Annotated in this window: 13 protein-coding genes and 2 pseudogenes; 10 read left to right on the forward strand and 5 right to left on the reverse strand. The window is 47.1% G+C overall.

What is annotated here, in order from left to right; genetic code table 11:
- The first annotated feature begins 5 nt into the window (after positions 1 to 5).
- Positions 6 to 254, forward strand: a complete 249-nt coding sequence (gene hybG / locus OGV65_RS25195) for a hydrogenase maturation factor HybG (protein ID WP_003024459.1) — start codon at positions 6 to 8, stop codon at positions 252 to 254.
- A 50-nt stretch (positions 255 to 304) separates the two neighbouring features.
- Here the strand turns inward: hybG and yghU are convergent, their stop codons facing one another.
- Positions 305 to 1,171 carry a glutathione-dependent disulfide-bond oxidoreductase gene (yghU, locus tag OGV65_RS25200; RefSeq protein WP_286455568.1) on the reverse strand — a complete coding sequence of 289 codons (867 nt, stop codon included), beginning with the start codon at positions 1,169 to 1,171 and terminating at the stop codon, positions 305 to 307.
- 218 nt (positions 1,172 to 1,389) lie between these two features.
- Between yghU and OGV65_RS25205 the strand changes: the two genes are divergently transcribed.
- The 4 genes and pseudogenes from OGV65_RS25205 to tssC all read left to right on the forward strand — a co-directional run.
- The gene (locus OGV65_RS25205; RefSeq protein ID WP_200079838.1) at positions 1,390 to 3,678 is read left to right on the forward strand and encodes an FdhF/YdeP family oxidoreductase; all 2,289 of its coding nucleotides are present in this window, start codon (positions 1,390 to 1,392) and stop codon (positions 3,676 to 3,678) included.
- Positions 3,679 to 3,831: 153 nt separating this feature from the next.
- Positions 3,832 to 5,694 carry a bifunctional glutathionylspermidine amidase/synthase gene (gss, locus tag OGV65_RS25210; RefSeq protein WP_016154486.1) on the forward strand — a complete coding sequence of 621 codons (1,863 nt, stop codon included), beginning with the start codon at positions 3,832 to 3,834 and terminating at the stop codon, positions 5,692 to 5,694.
- A 471-nt stretch (positions 5,695 to 6,165) separates the two neighbouring features.
- The gene (gene tssB, locus OGV65_RS25215) at positions 6,166 to 6,663 is read left to right on the forward strand and encodes a type VI secretion system contractile sheath small subunit (protein WP_016157465.1); all 498 of its coding nucleotides are present in this window, start codon (positions 6,166 to 6,168) and stop codon (positions 6,661 to 6,663) included.
- Between the two features lie 65 nt (positions 6,664 to 6,728).
- Positions 6,729 to 8,087, forward strand: a pseudogene (gene tssC / locus OGV65_RS25220) (type VI secretion system contractile sheath large subunit); the annotation flags it as partial.
- A gap of 55 nt (positions 8,088 to 8,142) precedes the next feature.
- Here the strand turns inward: tssC and OGV65_RS25225 are convergent.
- The 3 genes and pseudogenes from OGV65_RS25225 to OGV65_RS25235 all read right to left on the reverse strand — a co-directional run.
- Positions 8,143 to 8,490: pseudogene (locus tag OGV65_RS25225) on the reverse strand (redoxin domain-containing protein); the annotation flags it as partial.
- A gap of 41 nt (positions 8,491 to 8,531) precedes the next feature.
- Positions 8,532 to 9,272, reverse strand: a complete 741-nt coding sequence (locus tag OGV65_RS25230; RefSeq protein WP_049282737.1) for a hypothetical protein — start codon at positions 9,270 to 9,272, stop codon at positions 8,532 to 8,534.
- Positions 9,273 to 9,280: 8 nt separating this feature from the next.
- Positions 9,281 to 9,520 (reverse strand): thioredoxin domain-containing protein, encoded by a 240-nt coding sequence (locus tag OGV65_RS25235; protein ID WP_016154483.1) that lies wholly within the window; start codon positions 9,518 to 9,520, stop codon positions 9,281 to 9,283.
- Between the two features lie 183 nt (positions 9,521 to 9,703).
- Between OGV65_RS25235 and OGV65_RS25240 the strand changes: the two genes are divergently transcribed.
- From OGV65_RS25240 to kwaB, 5 genes are all read left to right on the forward strand, one after another.
- Complete coding sequence (locus OGV65_RS25240) at positions 9,704 to 10,291, forward strand: MarR family winged helix-turn-helix transcriptional regulator (protein ID WP_286455569.1); 588 nt, start codon at positions 9,704 to 9,706, stop codon at positions 10,289 to 10,291.
- A gap of 510 nt (positions 10,292 to 10,801) precedes the next feature.
- The gene (locus OGV65_RS25245) at positions 10,802 to 11,785 is read left to right on the forward strand and encodes a PDDEXK-like family protein (RefSeq protein WP_286455570.1); all 984 of its coding nucleotides are present in this window, start codon (positions 10,802 to 10,804) and stop codon (positions 11,783 to 11,785) included.
- Positions 11,786 to 11,802: 17 nt separating this feature from the next.
- Positions 11,803 to 12,771: an IS5 family transposase gene (locus OGV65_RS25250; RefSeq protein WP_077483231.1), complete on the forward strand. Its 969-nt coding sequence runs from the start codon at positions 11,803 to 11,805 to the stop codon at positions 12,769 to 12,771.
- Positions 12,772 to 12,887: 116 nt separating this feature from the next.
- The gene (gene kwaA / locus OGV65_RS25255) at positions 12,888 to 13,490 is read left to right on the forward strand and encodes an anti-phage protein KwaA (protein ID WP_286455571.1); all 603 of its coding nucleotides are present in this window, start codon (positions 12,888 to 12,890) and stop codon (positions 13,488 to 13,490) included.
- 7 nt (positions 13,491 to 13,497) lie between these two features.
- Positions 13,498 to 14,472: an anti-phage protein KwaB gene (gene kwaB, locus OGV65_RS25260; RefSeq protein WP_286455572.1), complete on the forward strand. Its 975-nt coding sequence runs from the start codon at positions 13,498 to 13,500 to the stop codon at positions 14,470 to 14,472.
- A gap of 49 nt (positions 14,473 to 14,521) precedes the next feature.
- On the opposite strand, the gene OGV65_RS25265 is transcribed toward kwaB, so the two are convergent.
- Positions 14,522 to 14,977 carry an N-acetyltransferase gene (locus OGV65_RS25265; RefSeq protein ID WP_286455573.1) on the reverse strand — a complete coding sequence of 152 codons (456 nt, stop codon included), beginning with the start codon at positions 14,975 to 14,977 and terminating at the stop codon, positions 14,522 to 14,524.
- Positions 14,978 to 15,028 lie beyond the last annotated feature (51 nt).

The following is a 15,028-nucleotide window of genomic DNA, read 5'->3' on the forward strand; positions in this document are numbered from 1 at the left end:
CAGATATGTGTATTGGAGTCCCTGGTCAGGTTCTGGCCGTTGGTGAAGATATTCACCAGCTTGCGCAGGTTGAAGTGTGCGGCATCAAACGTGATGTCAATATTGCCCTGATTTGTGAAGGTGATACAGCTGAGCTGGTCGGGCAATGGGTGCTGGTGCACGTAGGGTTCGCCATGAGCATCATTGATGAAGATGAAGCTAAAGCCACGTTAGACGCACTTCGCCGCATGGAGTACGACGTCACCAGCGCGTGACAAATCCTGAATGAAATTGCCGGATAGCGGTTGCCATCCGGCAATTTATTTTAGTTCTGGCGCTTATCTTCGGTCTGGGTATCGAAGTCGCTGGCGTCATGGCGTTCATGAAGCTGCTCGTTCAGCGGTCCGTTAGTGCGGTTTACAATACGACCACGCTCAACCGCCGGACGCGCTGCAATCTCTTTTGCCCAGCGTTGTACGTGCTTGTAGCTTCCTGCGTCAAGGAACTCTGCTGCGGCGTAGACGTTGCCCAGAACCACATTGCCAAACCATGGCCAGACCGCCATATCGGCAATGGTGTATTCATCTCCGGCCACAAACTGATGTTGCGCCAATTGCTTATCCAGCACGTCGAGTAAGCGCTTGGCTTCCATGGTGAAGCGATTGATAGCGTACTCAATTTTTACCGGAGCATAGTTATAGAAGTGGCCAAAGCCTCCGCCGAGGAACGGCGCTGCGCCTTGTAACCAGAACAACCAGTTCAGCGTTTCGGTGCGTTTTGCCAAATCCTGCGGCAGGAAATAACCATATTTTTCAGCCAGATAGAGCAGGATTGCGCCAGATTCGAATACGCGAACCGGTGGGTTTTGCGAGTGATCGCGTAGCGCCGGGATCTTCGAGTTCGGATTCACCTCAACAAAGCCGCTGGAAAACTGATCGCCATCGCCAATGCGGATAATCCAGGCATCGTATTCCGCGCCCTTCACCCCCTGCGCCAGCAACTCCTCCAGCATAATCGTCACTTTCTGCCCGTTTGGCGTACCCAGCGAATAGAGCTGCAGGGGATGTTTGCCAACCGGCAGCGTTTTCTCGTGGGTGGCTCCGGAAACCGGGCGGTTGATATTGGCGAATGCGCCTCCGTTCGATTTTTCCCACGTCCAGACTTTCGCGGGCTGATAGGTATTGTCTGACATATTGACCTGCCTTCTGAGTGGTTGTGTTGATGCAGTGTAGCAGTTAGGTAGAACTCAATTTAACAGATTGGAACTTTATGTCGCTTTGTGCTGAAAGGGGAAGATAAATCTAACCCGTTCATTGTACCCGCTCCGTACTCCATGAAGAGGAAATCAATGTTGGACGGAAATTGCTACCGTATTCGCCATTAAAAATTGGCGGTGAATAAGCAGTAATAATGAAAAATGGTGTTCCAGGAGTAAGCGGTTATCAGGGCCCGGCGGGTGGGTGGGGCGCGGTAAAAGCCGTCACTGCTTCGGTGTTTTCGCAAAAGGCTGTCGCCCGCGACATTATCGCGATGTTCAAAATGAACCAGGTGAAAGGGTTCGACTGTCCGGGCTGTGCGTGGCCGGACCCAGGGCACCGTGCGCCAATGGAGCTGTGCGAAAATGGCGTTAAGGCGGTCTCCTGGGAGACAACCAGTAAAAAAGCGTCACCGGAATTTTTCAGCCGTCACCCGGTTTCCACACTCTGGCACTACAGCGATTATGAGCTGGAAAATATCGGTCGTTTGACGCATCCGATGAAATACGATGCAGCATCAGATACCTGGCAGGCGGTGGATTGGGATATCGCCTTCCAGGAGATAGGCGAGCGTCTGCGCAGCTATGATTCACCCCAGCAGGTTGAGTTTTACACCTCCGGCAGAACGTCAAATGAAGCGGCGTTCCTGTATCAGCTTTTTGCCCGCGAATATGGCAGCAGCAACTTTCCTGATTGCTCAAACATGTGCCACGGACCGACCAGCGCAGGGCTAACGCCGGCCATTGGCCTTGGAAAAGGGACCGTTGAACTTGACGATTTTGACCATTGCGATCTGGTGATTTGTATCGGGCATAACCCTGGCACAAATCATCCACGTATGCTGACCACCTTACGCGACGTTGCCAAACGCGGGGCTAAAATAATCTCTATCAATCCGCTGAACGAAAGGGGGCTTGAGCGCTTTAGTTTCCCGCAAAGCCCGAAAGAGATGTTCACCGGCCAGTCGACGCAGCTGAGCAACGACTACTACCAGGTAAAAATGGGCGGTGACGCCTCGCTGCTCAAAGGCATCATGAAGGCGCTGATCGAAATGGATGAAGCGCGGATCTTACTGGATCAGCAACCGACACTCGATCATGCGTTTATCGATGAGCATACTGCTGGATATGCAGCGTTGTATGATGACTTACGTCAGCATAACTGGGCGGAGCTGGAACAGGACTCGGGCCTGACGCGCAGTCAGATGGAAGACCTGGCACACAGCTACAGTAAATCTCGTGCCACTATTATTTGTTATGGTCTGGGCATCACCCAGCATAAAAACGGTACTGAGAACGTCCAGCAACTGGTAAACCTGCTGCTGCTGAAAGGCAATATGGGTAAGCCGGGGGCGGGGATCTGCCCGTTGCGCGGTCATTCTAACGTGCAGGGCGACCGTTCCGTGGGGATCAACGAAGCGGCATCCGAAGACTTCCTGCAACGCCTTGAGACGCATTTTTCTATCCGTGTGCCGCGTACACATGGCCGCTCCAGCGTGGAGAGTATTCGGGCCATCGAACGGGGAGAGGCAAAAGCGCTCATTTGCATGGGTGGCAATCTGGCGGTGGCGATGCCGCAGCCGCAGCGTACCTTTGCGGCGATGAAAAATTTGGATCTGCAGGTCCATGTTGCGACCAAGCTGAACAGATCGCATTTGCTGCTGGCAAAGCATAATTATCTGCTGCCTGCATTAGGTCGAACGGAGCGCGACATTCAGGCGACGGGGATCCAGTCGGTGACCGTCGAAGACTCGATGTCGATGGTCCACGCTTCCTGCGGCGCGCTGAAGCCAGCTTCCCGCTGGTTAAAATCGGAACCCGCGATTGTGGCGGGCATGGCACACGCCACTCTGCCGCTTTCGCCGATCAACTGGGAAGCGTTAACCGGGGACTACGCGCTGATCCGTGACGCCATTGAAGCCGTGATCCCGGCGTTCCACGATTACAATGCCCGTATTGCCGAGCCGGGCGGATTTCGTATGGATACGCCCGCTTCGCGCCGTGAATGGCGAACGGCGAATGGTAAAGCCAACTTTATCGTCAGCCATCAGCGGGCGGTAGAGCGAGAAAATCAGCCTGCCGATGCACTGGTTCTGGCGACGCTGCGCAGCCACGATCAATACAACACCACTATTTATGGTATGAACGATCGCTACCGTGGCATTACCGGTCGTCGGGATGTGGTGTTTTTAAGCGCTGAAGAAGCGGCGACTCGCGGTCTGAACCAGGGAGATGTGGTCAACGTTCAGGCGCTGGACGACAGCGGCCAGCCCTGTGCGGATCGCATTATGTGCGGCTTGACGGTGGTGATTTACAACATGGCGGTGGGCTCAATAGGCGCTTATCTGCCAGAAGCGAATGTCCTGCTTTCGCTGGATGCGGTGGACACACAAAGTTTGACTCCGGCGTATAAAAGCGTACCGGTCACCGTGACAAAAGCGTAGTTCCTGCTGCGAATTTTTCGCCTCTGAGCGCCAGCCGCTGCGTTGAGGTGTATGATGATGTCGACCTCTGTCCGGTTAGTGTCGCAGAGCAGGCAATCAGAGCGAAAAATTCACGCCAACCTGCTCAGGCTGTATTGTTTTGAGGTAAGGTGCATGAGCAAAGGAACGACCAGTCAGGATGCCCCATTCGGGACATTATTGGGCTACGCCCCAGGCGGCGTAGCAATCTACTCTTCAGATTACAGCTCCCTCGACCCACGGGACTACGACGATGATGCGGCATTTCGCAGCTATATCGACGACGAATACATGGGCCACAAATGGCAGTGCGTAGAGTTCGCACGCCGCTTTCTCTTCCTTAATTATGGCGTGGTCTTCACCGATGTAGGCATGGCCTGGGAGATCTTTTCCTTACGCTTTCTACGCGAAGTGGTGAATGACAATATCCTGCCGTTACAGGCATTTCCGAATGGTTCACCCCGCGCGCCGGTAGCCGGTGCTCTGCTTATCTGGCAAAAAGGCGGTGAGTTTAACGATACCGGCCATGTGGCGGTCGTCACCCAGTTGCTGGAAAACAAAATCCGTATTGCCGAACAGAACGTGCTCCATACGCCGTTGCCTCCCGGACAGCAGTGGACCCGCGAACTGGAGATGGTGGTTGAAAACGGTTGTTACACCTTGCGTGATACCTTTGACGACACCACCATCCTTGGCTGGATGATCCAGACCGATGATACCCGTGACAGCCTGCCGCAGCCGGAGATCGCCAATGACTCGCTGAAAATTGGCGGCGCGCGACTGGAAGATAACGGGCAGTTTGACGGTAAATGGCTTGATGAACAGGATCCGCTGCAGAAAGCCTACGTGCTGGCGAACGGTCACGTGATTAATCAGGATCCGCATCAGTACTTCACCATTACCGAGAGTGCAGAGCAGGAGCTGATCAAAGCCACCAACGAGCTGCACCTGATGTATCTGCACGCGACCGACAAAGTGCTGAAAGATGACAACCTGTTGGCGCTGTTCGATATCCCGAAAATCCTCTGGCCGCGTCTGCGCCTTTCCTGGCAGCGTCGTCGGCATCATATGATTACAGGACGTATGGATTTCTGTATGGATGAACGCGGACTGAAGGTGTATGAGTACAACGCCGATTCCGCATCGTGCCATACCGAAGCTGGTTTGATCCTCGAAAGATGGGCCGAGCAGGGCTATACAGGACAGGGACACAACCCAGCTGAAGGATTGATCAACGAACTGGCGGGGGCCTGGAAGCACAGCCGCGCGCGTCCTTTTGTCCACATCATGCAGGATAAAGATATAGAGGAAAACTACCACGCTCAGTTTATGCAGCAGGCGCTACGTCAGGCCGGGTTTGACAGTAAAATTCTGCGTGGCCTCGATGAGCTACGTTGGGATGACGCTGGTCAGCTGATTGACGGGGACGGTCGTCTGGTGAACTGCGTCTGGAAAACCTGGGCGTGGGAAACCGCAATTGAGCAGGTGCGAGAGGTCAGTGAAACGGAGTACGCTGCGGTACCAATTCGTACCGGGCATACGAATCAGGAAGTGCGTTTAATCGACGTGTTGCTGCGCCCGGAAGTGCTGGTCTTTGAACCTCTGTGGACGGTGATCCCTGGTAATAAAGCGATTCTGCCGATCCTGTGGCAACTGTTCCCACACCACCGCTATCTGCTTGATACTGATTTCACTGTTAATGAAGAGCTGGCGCAAACCGGTTATGCAGTGAAACCTATTGCAGGACGTTGTGGCAGCAACATCGATCTGGTGAGCCATCAGGAAGAGTTACTGGATAAAACCAGCGGTAAGTTTGCCGAGCAGAAGAACATTTATCAGCAGCTTTGGTGTCTGCCAAAAATTGCCGGTAAATATATTCAGGTTTGTACCTTCACCGTAGGCGGTAACTATGGGGGGACCTGCCTGCGCGGCGATGAGTCGCTGGTGATTAAAAAAGAGAGCGATATCGAGCCGCTGATTGTAGTGAAGGAAGAGTAATCTTTTTGCGAGTTCTTGATTGAAATGCGAAAAGCCGGGGTATATCTCCGGCTTTTTTCTGTTTGTAGTTAAATTGACGCTGATTATATATTTAAATAAGTTACATGGAATATGGATATAATGACAATTATTACTTTAATTAATATTTTATAGCTCAAAAACATTCTTTTTATGAATGTTTTCAACGTTAATCAATTTCCTCCGTTTGTATTAGATAATATACTTTCTTGATTTTGTTTTTAGATGAATAATACTAATGTATTATTTGGTGTATTAGTGATATTGATCATATTTTATCTCAGGTAATATGTCGGATTACGTTAGCGTATTAATTATAATCGTTAATTGTCATTAACAGTTGTTGTTGACTGCCCGCAGAAATGACGTTGTAAGAAACACGTTGAGCGATTGGAAAATGCTCCGTTAGGAAATGTAAAATATCGGCAGGAACCGCCGGTCTGAGAGGGACGTATGGGTGACAGTTTTCAGAATGAAGTGCCGACGGCACGCGTTAATATTAAGTTAGATTTACATACCGGAGGCGTTCAGAAAAAGGTTGAATTGCCGTTAAAACTTTTGGCTGTAGGTGATTTCAGTAATGGTAGAGAACAACGACCATTATCCGAGCGCGAAAAGGTTGATATTAATAAAAATAATTTCAATGATGTGTTAGCTAAGTTCGCACCAGTAGTAAATATGAGTGTTAAAAATACGTTAGCTGGTGATGACAGAACTGACGATATTAACCTTACCTTTAAAAATATCCGCGATTTTGAACCTGAACAGGTCGCACGAAATATCCCACAATTACGCGTTCTGTTGGCTATGCGTAACTTACTGCGCGACCTGAAATCTAACTTACTCGATAACGCTGCTTTTCGTCGCGAGCTGGAAATCATCCTCAAAAATCCAGCCCTGAGTCAGGAACTGCGTGATGAACTGGCAACCATGATGCCAGAAGAGATTTAACGTTATACAGGGTTTCCTCCGCTTAATTGGCAGGAATAGTAAAGGATCATAAAAGGAATATGTTGATGTCTGTTCAGGAACATACCTCTTCAGTCGCGACCACCACGACCAGTGAACGCAGCGTTTATCAATCCCTCTTTGACAAAATTAATCTTTCCCCGGTTTCGACATTAAAAAATGTAGATGCATGGCAGAGCGATGAAGCGCTTTCTGATGCCGCTCCGGCTGAACGCGTGACCGCCGCTATTCAGGTTCTGGTCTCTTGCCTCGCGGATGCTGCGCAGCCAGTAGAGCGCCTGGATAAAACGCTGCTGGATGAGCAGATTGCTCGTCTGGATAAGCAGATTAGCGACCAGGTTAATGAAGTTATGCACCATGCTGAATTTCAAAAACAAGAATCGCTCTGGCGTGGTGTGCATTCGATGATCACCGGTATCGATTTTCGCCAAAATGTCCGTGTAGAAATGATGGATATCAGCAAGGATGCGCTGCGTGATGATTTTGACGACGCGCCGGAACTTATCCAAAGCGGGTTGTATCGCCATGTTTATATTGAAGAATATGATCAGCCTGGCGGCGAACCCATTGCGGCAATGATTTCAGCATACGAATTTGATAACAGCCCGCAGGATATTGCACTGCTGCGCAATATTTCGGGTGTGTCGGCTGCCTGTCATATGCCGTTCATTGGTTCCGTTGGGCCGAAATTCTTCCTGAAGGAAAATATGGAAGAAGTCGCGGCCATAAAAGATATCAATGATTATTTCGAACGAGCTGAATACATCAAGTGGAAAGCATTCCGTGATAGCGACGATTCACGCTATATCGGATTAACTATGCCGCGTGTTCTGGGTCGCCTGCCGTATGGTCCTGATACCGTGCCGGTACGTAGTTTTAACTATGTTGAAGAAGTTAAGGGCCCGGATCATGAAAAATATCTGTGGACCAGCGCCTCTTTCTCTTTCGCTGTGAACATGGTGAAAAGTTTTATCAAGAATGGCTGGTGCGTCCAGATCCGTGGACCACAGGCGGGTGGTGCGGTTAAAGACTTGCCTATCCATCTGTACGATCTGGGGACAGGTAATCAGGTGAAGATCCCGTCTGAGGTGATGATTCCAGAAACCCGGGAGTTTGAATTCGCCAACCTCGGCTTTATTCCGCTTTCTTATTATAAGAATCGTGATTACGCCTGCTTCTTTTCTGCTAACTCGGCTCAAAAACCTGCGCTGTTTGATACAGCGGAAGCGACGGCTAACAGCCGGATTAACTCACGTCTACCGTATATCTTCCTGCTTTCTCGTATCGCTCACTACCTGAAAATCCTGCAGCGAGAAAATATAGGTACGACCAAAGATCGCCGTCTGCTTGAACTTGAACTGAACAACTGGCTGCGCAGTCTGGTACCTGACCAAAATATTGCTGGCGTAGGTATCCCTGCTGATCAATTAACGTCAACGTAGGTGTACCGCGCATAGCGTAGGACAGCATGGTCTGGGGGACATCATTGTCAGGAGACGGCATATCCACCCCGACGGGGAAAGGGATGCGGTATTCTGATAGAAAGGTTTCCAGTGCCTGTGCGGTCATTACCTCATGATGTTCAAAAACCGTATGTAGGCCAATAACGGCCACCTTATCCTGTGGAAAAGTGGCATACACACGTGAAACCTGCGGCAGTCCATGGGAAACACAGCCAGGACACAGCATCTGAAATGATTCCATTACCACGACCTTGCCGCGTAATGATTCCAGGGTTATCGGCTGTGACGTATTAAACCAGCGTTCAATTGTCAATGCTGGTGCTCGCGGATGACGAATGATATTCATGTTAACTCCAGAACCCGCACTGTGGTGCGGGTTAATTTCCGTTACTGGTTTACTTTCCCCGGCAGCGTCAGCTTGCCAGAGGCCACTTTAAATACATCCTCGACGCAAAGTAGCGGCGCATGAACGGACGCATTAACTCGTAGCCCGGCAGTTACGCCATCAAACTGGCTGGCAGTGACCACCCCAATATTATCGAACGGAACTTTCACTTCTACAGTTTCACCTGTCAGCGTAGGATTCCAGCCCGGACTGTCCAACAGTACCGGCAAGCCAGGCCAGGTTTTAGGCAGCCTAGGTTTTTGTCCCTCAGGAATATCAACTACGGCCAGTGCGTCAGGCCCGCAGACCTCGTTAGGCTTCAGCACCACCCAGTGGGTATGCCACAGATCGCCATCATTGTTGCGGTTACCATCGCCATTTTCATCATACAGCGGCGTATCATCCAGATCAGGATGGGATGTTACCGCCAGTGCCAGGATACCGGCCTTATGTTCAAATCCCACTTCATACGGATCGATCGTTGTCGGCCAGACATAAGAGAAAATTTCCGTTCCCGCCAGCTTACCTGTTACTGCAGGCTTACTTTTACCTGCCTTGCCGGAAACTGCCATATGGAAGGTGGCAACATTCCCTTCGGTAGTGACTTTAGTGTGCACAATATCAAACTCAGCCAATACAGCCTTGTCGGCGCTGGTTTTAATTCCGCCCTGATGAGGCTCATTGCCATGTGCACCGGCAGAGGTGGCGACAGCCATTGCTAATACAATCGCAATACGTTTCATTTTTATCCTTAAAGCAGATCTTTAATAAACGCACCAAAGTTGATGTGAAGCGGGATACCGCCATCCAGTACCAGGGCCGGAACAGATTGCACACCAGCTTCGATGGCCTCATTCAGTCGGGTTTTATCATTTCCGAGATGAACGATTTCTACCGTGTATTGAGCGGGATCGAGTGCCAGTGCGATTTGGTGTTCTGCATCTACGCATACCGGGCAACCTGCATGAAAGAAAACGGCTGTTTTACTCATGATGACTTTCCTTGTGTAATATCAAATGGTATCGAATCGATACCATTTGATATTACACACACACTGAAAATATTGTCAATATGGTTTTGAATCGATACTATTGATGACAGTAAATCCCTATCGTTAGAAAGTCTGGACGTTTGTTTATCCAGCACGTATCCCGGCAAGCAGAGGCAGGTTACTGTGACACTCTTTGATATTCTTGAACGCCTGGTGAGCCTGCAAATGGGCAGCTTTTATCGCCATCCGCAACTGAAAGGACTTCCCACAACATGGGTTCAGATTCTTTTCTATTTAACGCGATGCAATGGTTATTCCAATACGCCCGCTGCAACCACGGAATACCTCGGGCTGACTAAAGGCACGGTATCGCAGTCCCTGAATAAACTAGAGCGTGAAGGTTGGATTAGAAGAGAAAATGACGGCAAGGATAAACGGGTTGTCCATCTGGTTCTGACATCCAAAGCGAGTGAAGTGATGCATAGCATCATGCAGGAGACACTGCAGGAGCCGTGGGATTCATTAGCTTTTTCTGAGGAACAACTGAAAACAGTTTTTCTGGCCCATCTGCGGAGTATGCAGAAAAATCAGGGGGCCAGAATGTTCGGTGAGTGCCATTTTTGCCGGTTTCATCAGTCGATAAATGGGCATCCCTGGTGTGGTCTAACAGAAGAGCCAATTCCCATGGAAAGCATCACATTAATTTGTCGTGAATTTGAGGAACCGGAAAATAGTTGCAGCGTTAGCGATCAGAACGAGAGAAAGGGCTAGATACTGGCTTTTGAACGGATAAAGTGCGGACATAAAAAAATCCAGAAAATGGTATGCGCATTCTCTGGATTTAAGTCCCGTTTTCAACTGATGTGGTAACACGAGTACCATCATCATGCCGTATGGGGACTGCTGTCTTACCCGTTAAGGATTTTATCTCTTAACGAACAAGCTCTGAATAAGTGGCGTCCTGACTCGGAATCGAACCAAGGACACGGGGATTTTCAATCCCTTTAAAACTGCTTATGAACTGCCTTTGAGAAGCGCGGTTTGACTGGATAGCCTTACAAAAAACTTTCATATCGAGCATTACATCGGAATACATCACAAAATGATCAAATAAAACCTACCAGAATTCTACCTTGTTATTAAGAAAATAGGGATGCCCTTTTCGAGGATTACCACTACGGTTGTCTTGTGTTGATGCTAATCAGGACTGTTCTCGATTTCCCTTGATTTCACCGAGCGCGACATTAAGGTACAGAACACCATTTTGTAACGAGTAAGACAATGAATGAGATACAGCTGCAGAATGCAGCGACGCTTCTGGAAAGTGTTGTACGATGGAATGAAGTGACGGCTCTGGCTAAATTACGCTATCAGGCCGAGCTGGCACCTGATTTCAGCCTTATGGACTGGCTGAAGAATGATGAACTGGCTCTTTCACGCTATCTACGATTTTTGCTTTCTCCTGATGGAACTCATGGGCAGTCAGCACTGTTTCTAAAGGGATTTCTTTCCCTCATCGAAAAGAGTGGACACGATAGCCCTGTAGCTACCGGAGATAAAGTCAGGGTTGATTATGAAGTCACTATCGAAAATGGAAGAAAGATAGACCTGTTACTGACCTCTTCAGAAGGTGTTATTGCTATCGAAAATAAACCATGGGCAGCAGATCAGGAAAACCAGTTACGGGATTATGCGCTATGGCTGAACAAACGTGAAAGGCCCTGGAAGTTAATTTATTTATGCAACCACGAGCCGAGTGAATGGTCTCTTCCCGACACTACTCAGGAAACAATAAGGCAACATATCCTTACAATATCATGGTATGACGTCGTCGAATGGCTAAATACGTGTTTATTACATGTTCGGGCTGGTGCAGTCAGAATATTTGTTGAATCATTGATTAAATATATCAACCAGTCGATTAATGGTGAGTTTATAATGGATAATAGTCGTGAGTTGTCAGAAATCATCCGCAAGGATGGTCATTCTATTGAATCGGCATTTATGATTTTTAACCAGATGAATAAAGTTCGCAGCGATTTACTCAAAGAGTTTGTCTATGATTTAAATGCAAGTTTCATCGATTATCGTTCTATTGAAGTCCTATCGGAAAATAGTACAGATTTTTATAGTCCATTAAGTGCGGATGGTAATTACTCTTTATGCTGGAAGTTTGAATATTCAAATTATAACGGTTTATTCTTTGGCATATCAGAGATTATTCATATAGAAGAGAGGGCTGCTAAAATAGGCTTTGTTGAATAAATCGAACTTTTGCTGAGTTGAAGGATCAGATCACGCATCTTCCCGACAACGCAGACCGTTCCGTGGCAAAGCAAAAGTTCAAAATCACCAACTGGCCCACCTACAATAAAGCCCTCATCAACCGTGGCTCCATAACTTTCTGGCTGGATGATGAAGCTATTCAGGCCTGGTATGAGTCGACAACGCCTTCATCACGGGGAAGACCTCAGCGCTATTCTGATCTCGCCATCACCACCGTTCTGGTCATTAAACGCGTGTTCAGGTTGACCCTGCGGGCTGCACAGGGTTTTATTGATTCCATTTTTACACTGATGAATGTTCCGTTGCGCTGCCCGAATTACACCAGTGTCAGCAAGCGCGCAAAGTCGGTTAATGTCAGTTTCAAAACGTTCACCCGGGGTGAAATCGCGCATCTGGTGATTGATTCCACCGGGCTGAAGGTCTTTGGTGAAGGCGAATGGAAAGTCAAAAAACACGGCAAAGAACGCCGTCGTATATGGCGAAAGTTGCATCTGGCAGTTGACAGCAACACACATGAAATCATCTGTGCAGACCTGTCGCTGAACAATGTGACGGACTCAGAAGCCTTCCCGGGTCTTATCCGGCAGACTCACAGAAAAATCAGGGCAGCATCGGCAGACGGCGCTTACGACACCCGGCTCTGTCACGATGAACTGCGGCGTAAGAAAATCAGCGCGCTTATCCCTCCCCGAAAAGGTGCGGGTTACTGGCCCGGTGAATATGCAGACCGTAACCGTGCAGTGGCTAATCAGCGAATGACCGGGAGTAATGCGCGGTGGAAATGGACAACAGATTACAACCGTCGCTCGATAGCGGAAACGGCGATGTACCGGGTAAAACAGCTGTTCGGGGGTTCACTGACGCTGCGTGACTACGATGGTCAGGTTGCGGAGGCTATGGCCCTGGTACGAGCGCTGAACAAAATGACGAAAGCAGGTATGCCTGAAAGCGTGCGTATTGCCTGAAAACACAACCCGCTACGGGGGAGACTTACCCGAAATCTGATTTATTCAACAAAGCCGCGTTACAGGTATGTTTATAACAGAGGAGGCTATATTTCAGCCCCCTCAAGGAGGATGCTGTGAATGCCGAATCGAGAAAAAATAAGGAGCAAATAAGAAGAAAGGTGGACTTATATATTTTATCCCTTGCTATTTTATTTGTGTTTTTTATCTTCATTACATGTAAGTTTCCGGTATGTTTTTCATCACAATGTAAGTTTATTGGGTGGGAGGTGCTATTAAAAAATAACATAGTGTCTGCTATATGTATTATCTTGTTGTTATATTCGCTTTTCGCCTATTACAGATTTAAATATGACACTAAAAAATCTGTTGAGCTTCCGGTTAAAATAGTCAAGTTAGAGAAAATAAACTACGAACATTTAACATTTCTGGCTACATATATTATTCCACTAATAACCTTTGATTTTGAGAAAGAAAGATATGTATTAGTTTTAGTCGCTTTATTGGTTATTATGGGTGTGATTTATATAAAAACAGATCTTTTTTATGCAAACCCATCTCTCGCATTATTAGGTTTTAATATTTATAAGGTCGATATCAATATCTCTGAAAATGTTATAAGGGAGGGTGTGATCGTTATAACTCGCAGAAAATTAGAAGCGGGTAAAATGTTCAGCTATATTGTACTGGATGACCGGGTTTATTATTCTGGCAATTGAGGTTTTTATGACTACACAGGCTGTGACAAAAGAACGTTTAGACGCTGATTTGCAGTATTATATTAATAATAAAGACGATGTTGCCGTTATAGTTTATGCTATCGTGAAAGGTAACAACGCCCCTCTGAGAATGGATATTGAATCTCCAGCCCAAAACGGACTGAAATCTCTTTTTTTGAATGTGATTAACAAGGATATTCTCAAAAATGAAGATTTGACCGTATTGCCTTTATCATCAGTTGATGAAAGAAGTAAGGTCCTGTATCACTATGACATTCCGGTACCGGATGAATTAAAATGTCTGAATCAGGCTTTGGGCCAGCCGGATGAGCCGGAGTTTGATTTCAACGTTCATAAACTTGAAGATATAAAAGTTCTGTTAATCTGCATAGGTAATGCGGAAAGAAAAATGACGTTGTATAAAACAATGGCACCCGTGAACATATTTTCACGGGACGGTTTTTTTCTTATGAAATCGGATACCAAGCTGAAGGAAATAAAAGAGGACTTCTTCAGGGTAAGTGGTAACTTCCAGATTATGAAAATTAGCGGAGAGTTGTTTGTTGTAGATTTGCTTCTGATAGAAAAAATGTTTGGTTTTCATGATGTGATAAAAAAAGAAGCAGCCAGAGGAATGCAGTCTGTCAGTGATATGAATATCCTTACTAATATGGACGTATTACATGAGTTAATTAACGATGTTAAATATGCAAGGAAGTTAACGCGTGTAGCGAAGGCTTCACCTGTAATTAATGCGGGGATTGATAACGTCAGTATTATTCAGTTCTGTAAAACGTATCCAACCCTGAAAGGCCGTATTCGTTTTAACGATGAGGAAACGAAGATCTCTTTAGATACCAAAGTATCAAAAGACTTATTTATTAAAGTATTAATGGATGATTTTCTGACTTCACAATTGACTAAATTTTATTACGACAGCATAGCAAAAGATACTCTGGTTACCGAAGTTGTCGGTGATTGAGAAAGCCATTGTGGTGATCCTGTCACCACAATGGTTTATCTGGTTAACATTACCGGATGGAGAGTTTTGACTTCAGTTTGTCTGTGGAAACATAATAGTTACTGCTGTGAATATGTTCTTCAAAACCAAAGTTTAAAGCAAATGCTCTGCTGTTTGAATTGACACTTTCGATGGCTATATAATTATACCGGTACTTCTTTGCGATTTCTGTAAGTACTTTTAATAAAGAAGTGCCATGACCATTGCGCTGATTTTCAAATCCAGTTCTTGCAATCACTATTGTTTTTTCTTCGTGCTTAACCCATGTCTGTCCGAATCTGAAGTAAAGATCGAATTTTTTCTTATTTGTTATAATACGAAAAGCGTTAACCGGGGTGATTGCCTGTTCACATAATTGTGCTGAAGGTCGTTTATAGGGAAATATCTGTTCGTGGAGCCAGCGATTTATTGTGTCAAGGATTTCTGTTCTTTCTTCCGGAGATACAATGTTTGTCTGAAACGTCATACTTTATACCGTCTGTAAAAAATGTGATGAACAGTAGACATGTTTAATGTG

The organism is Citrobacter sp. Cb004, assembly GCF_030337065.1.
Taxonomy (GTDB): domain Bacteria; phylum Pseudomonadota; class Gammaproteobacteria; order Enterobacterales; family Enterobacteriaceae; genus Citrobacter; species Citrobacter braakii.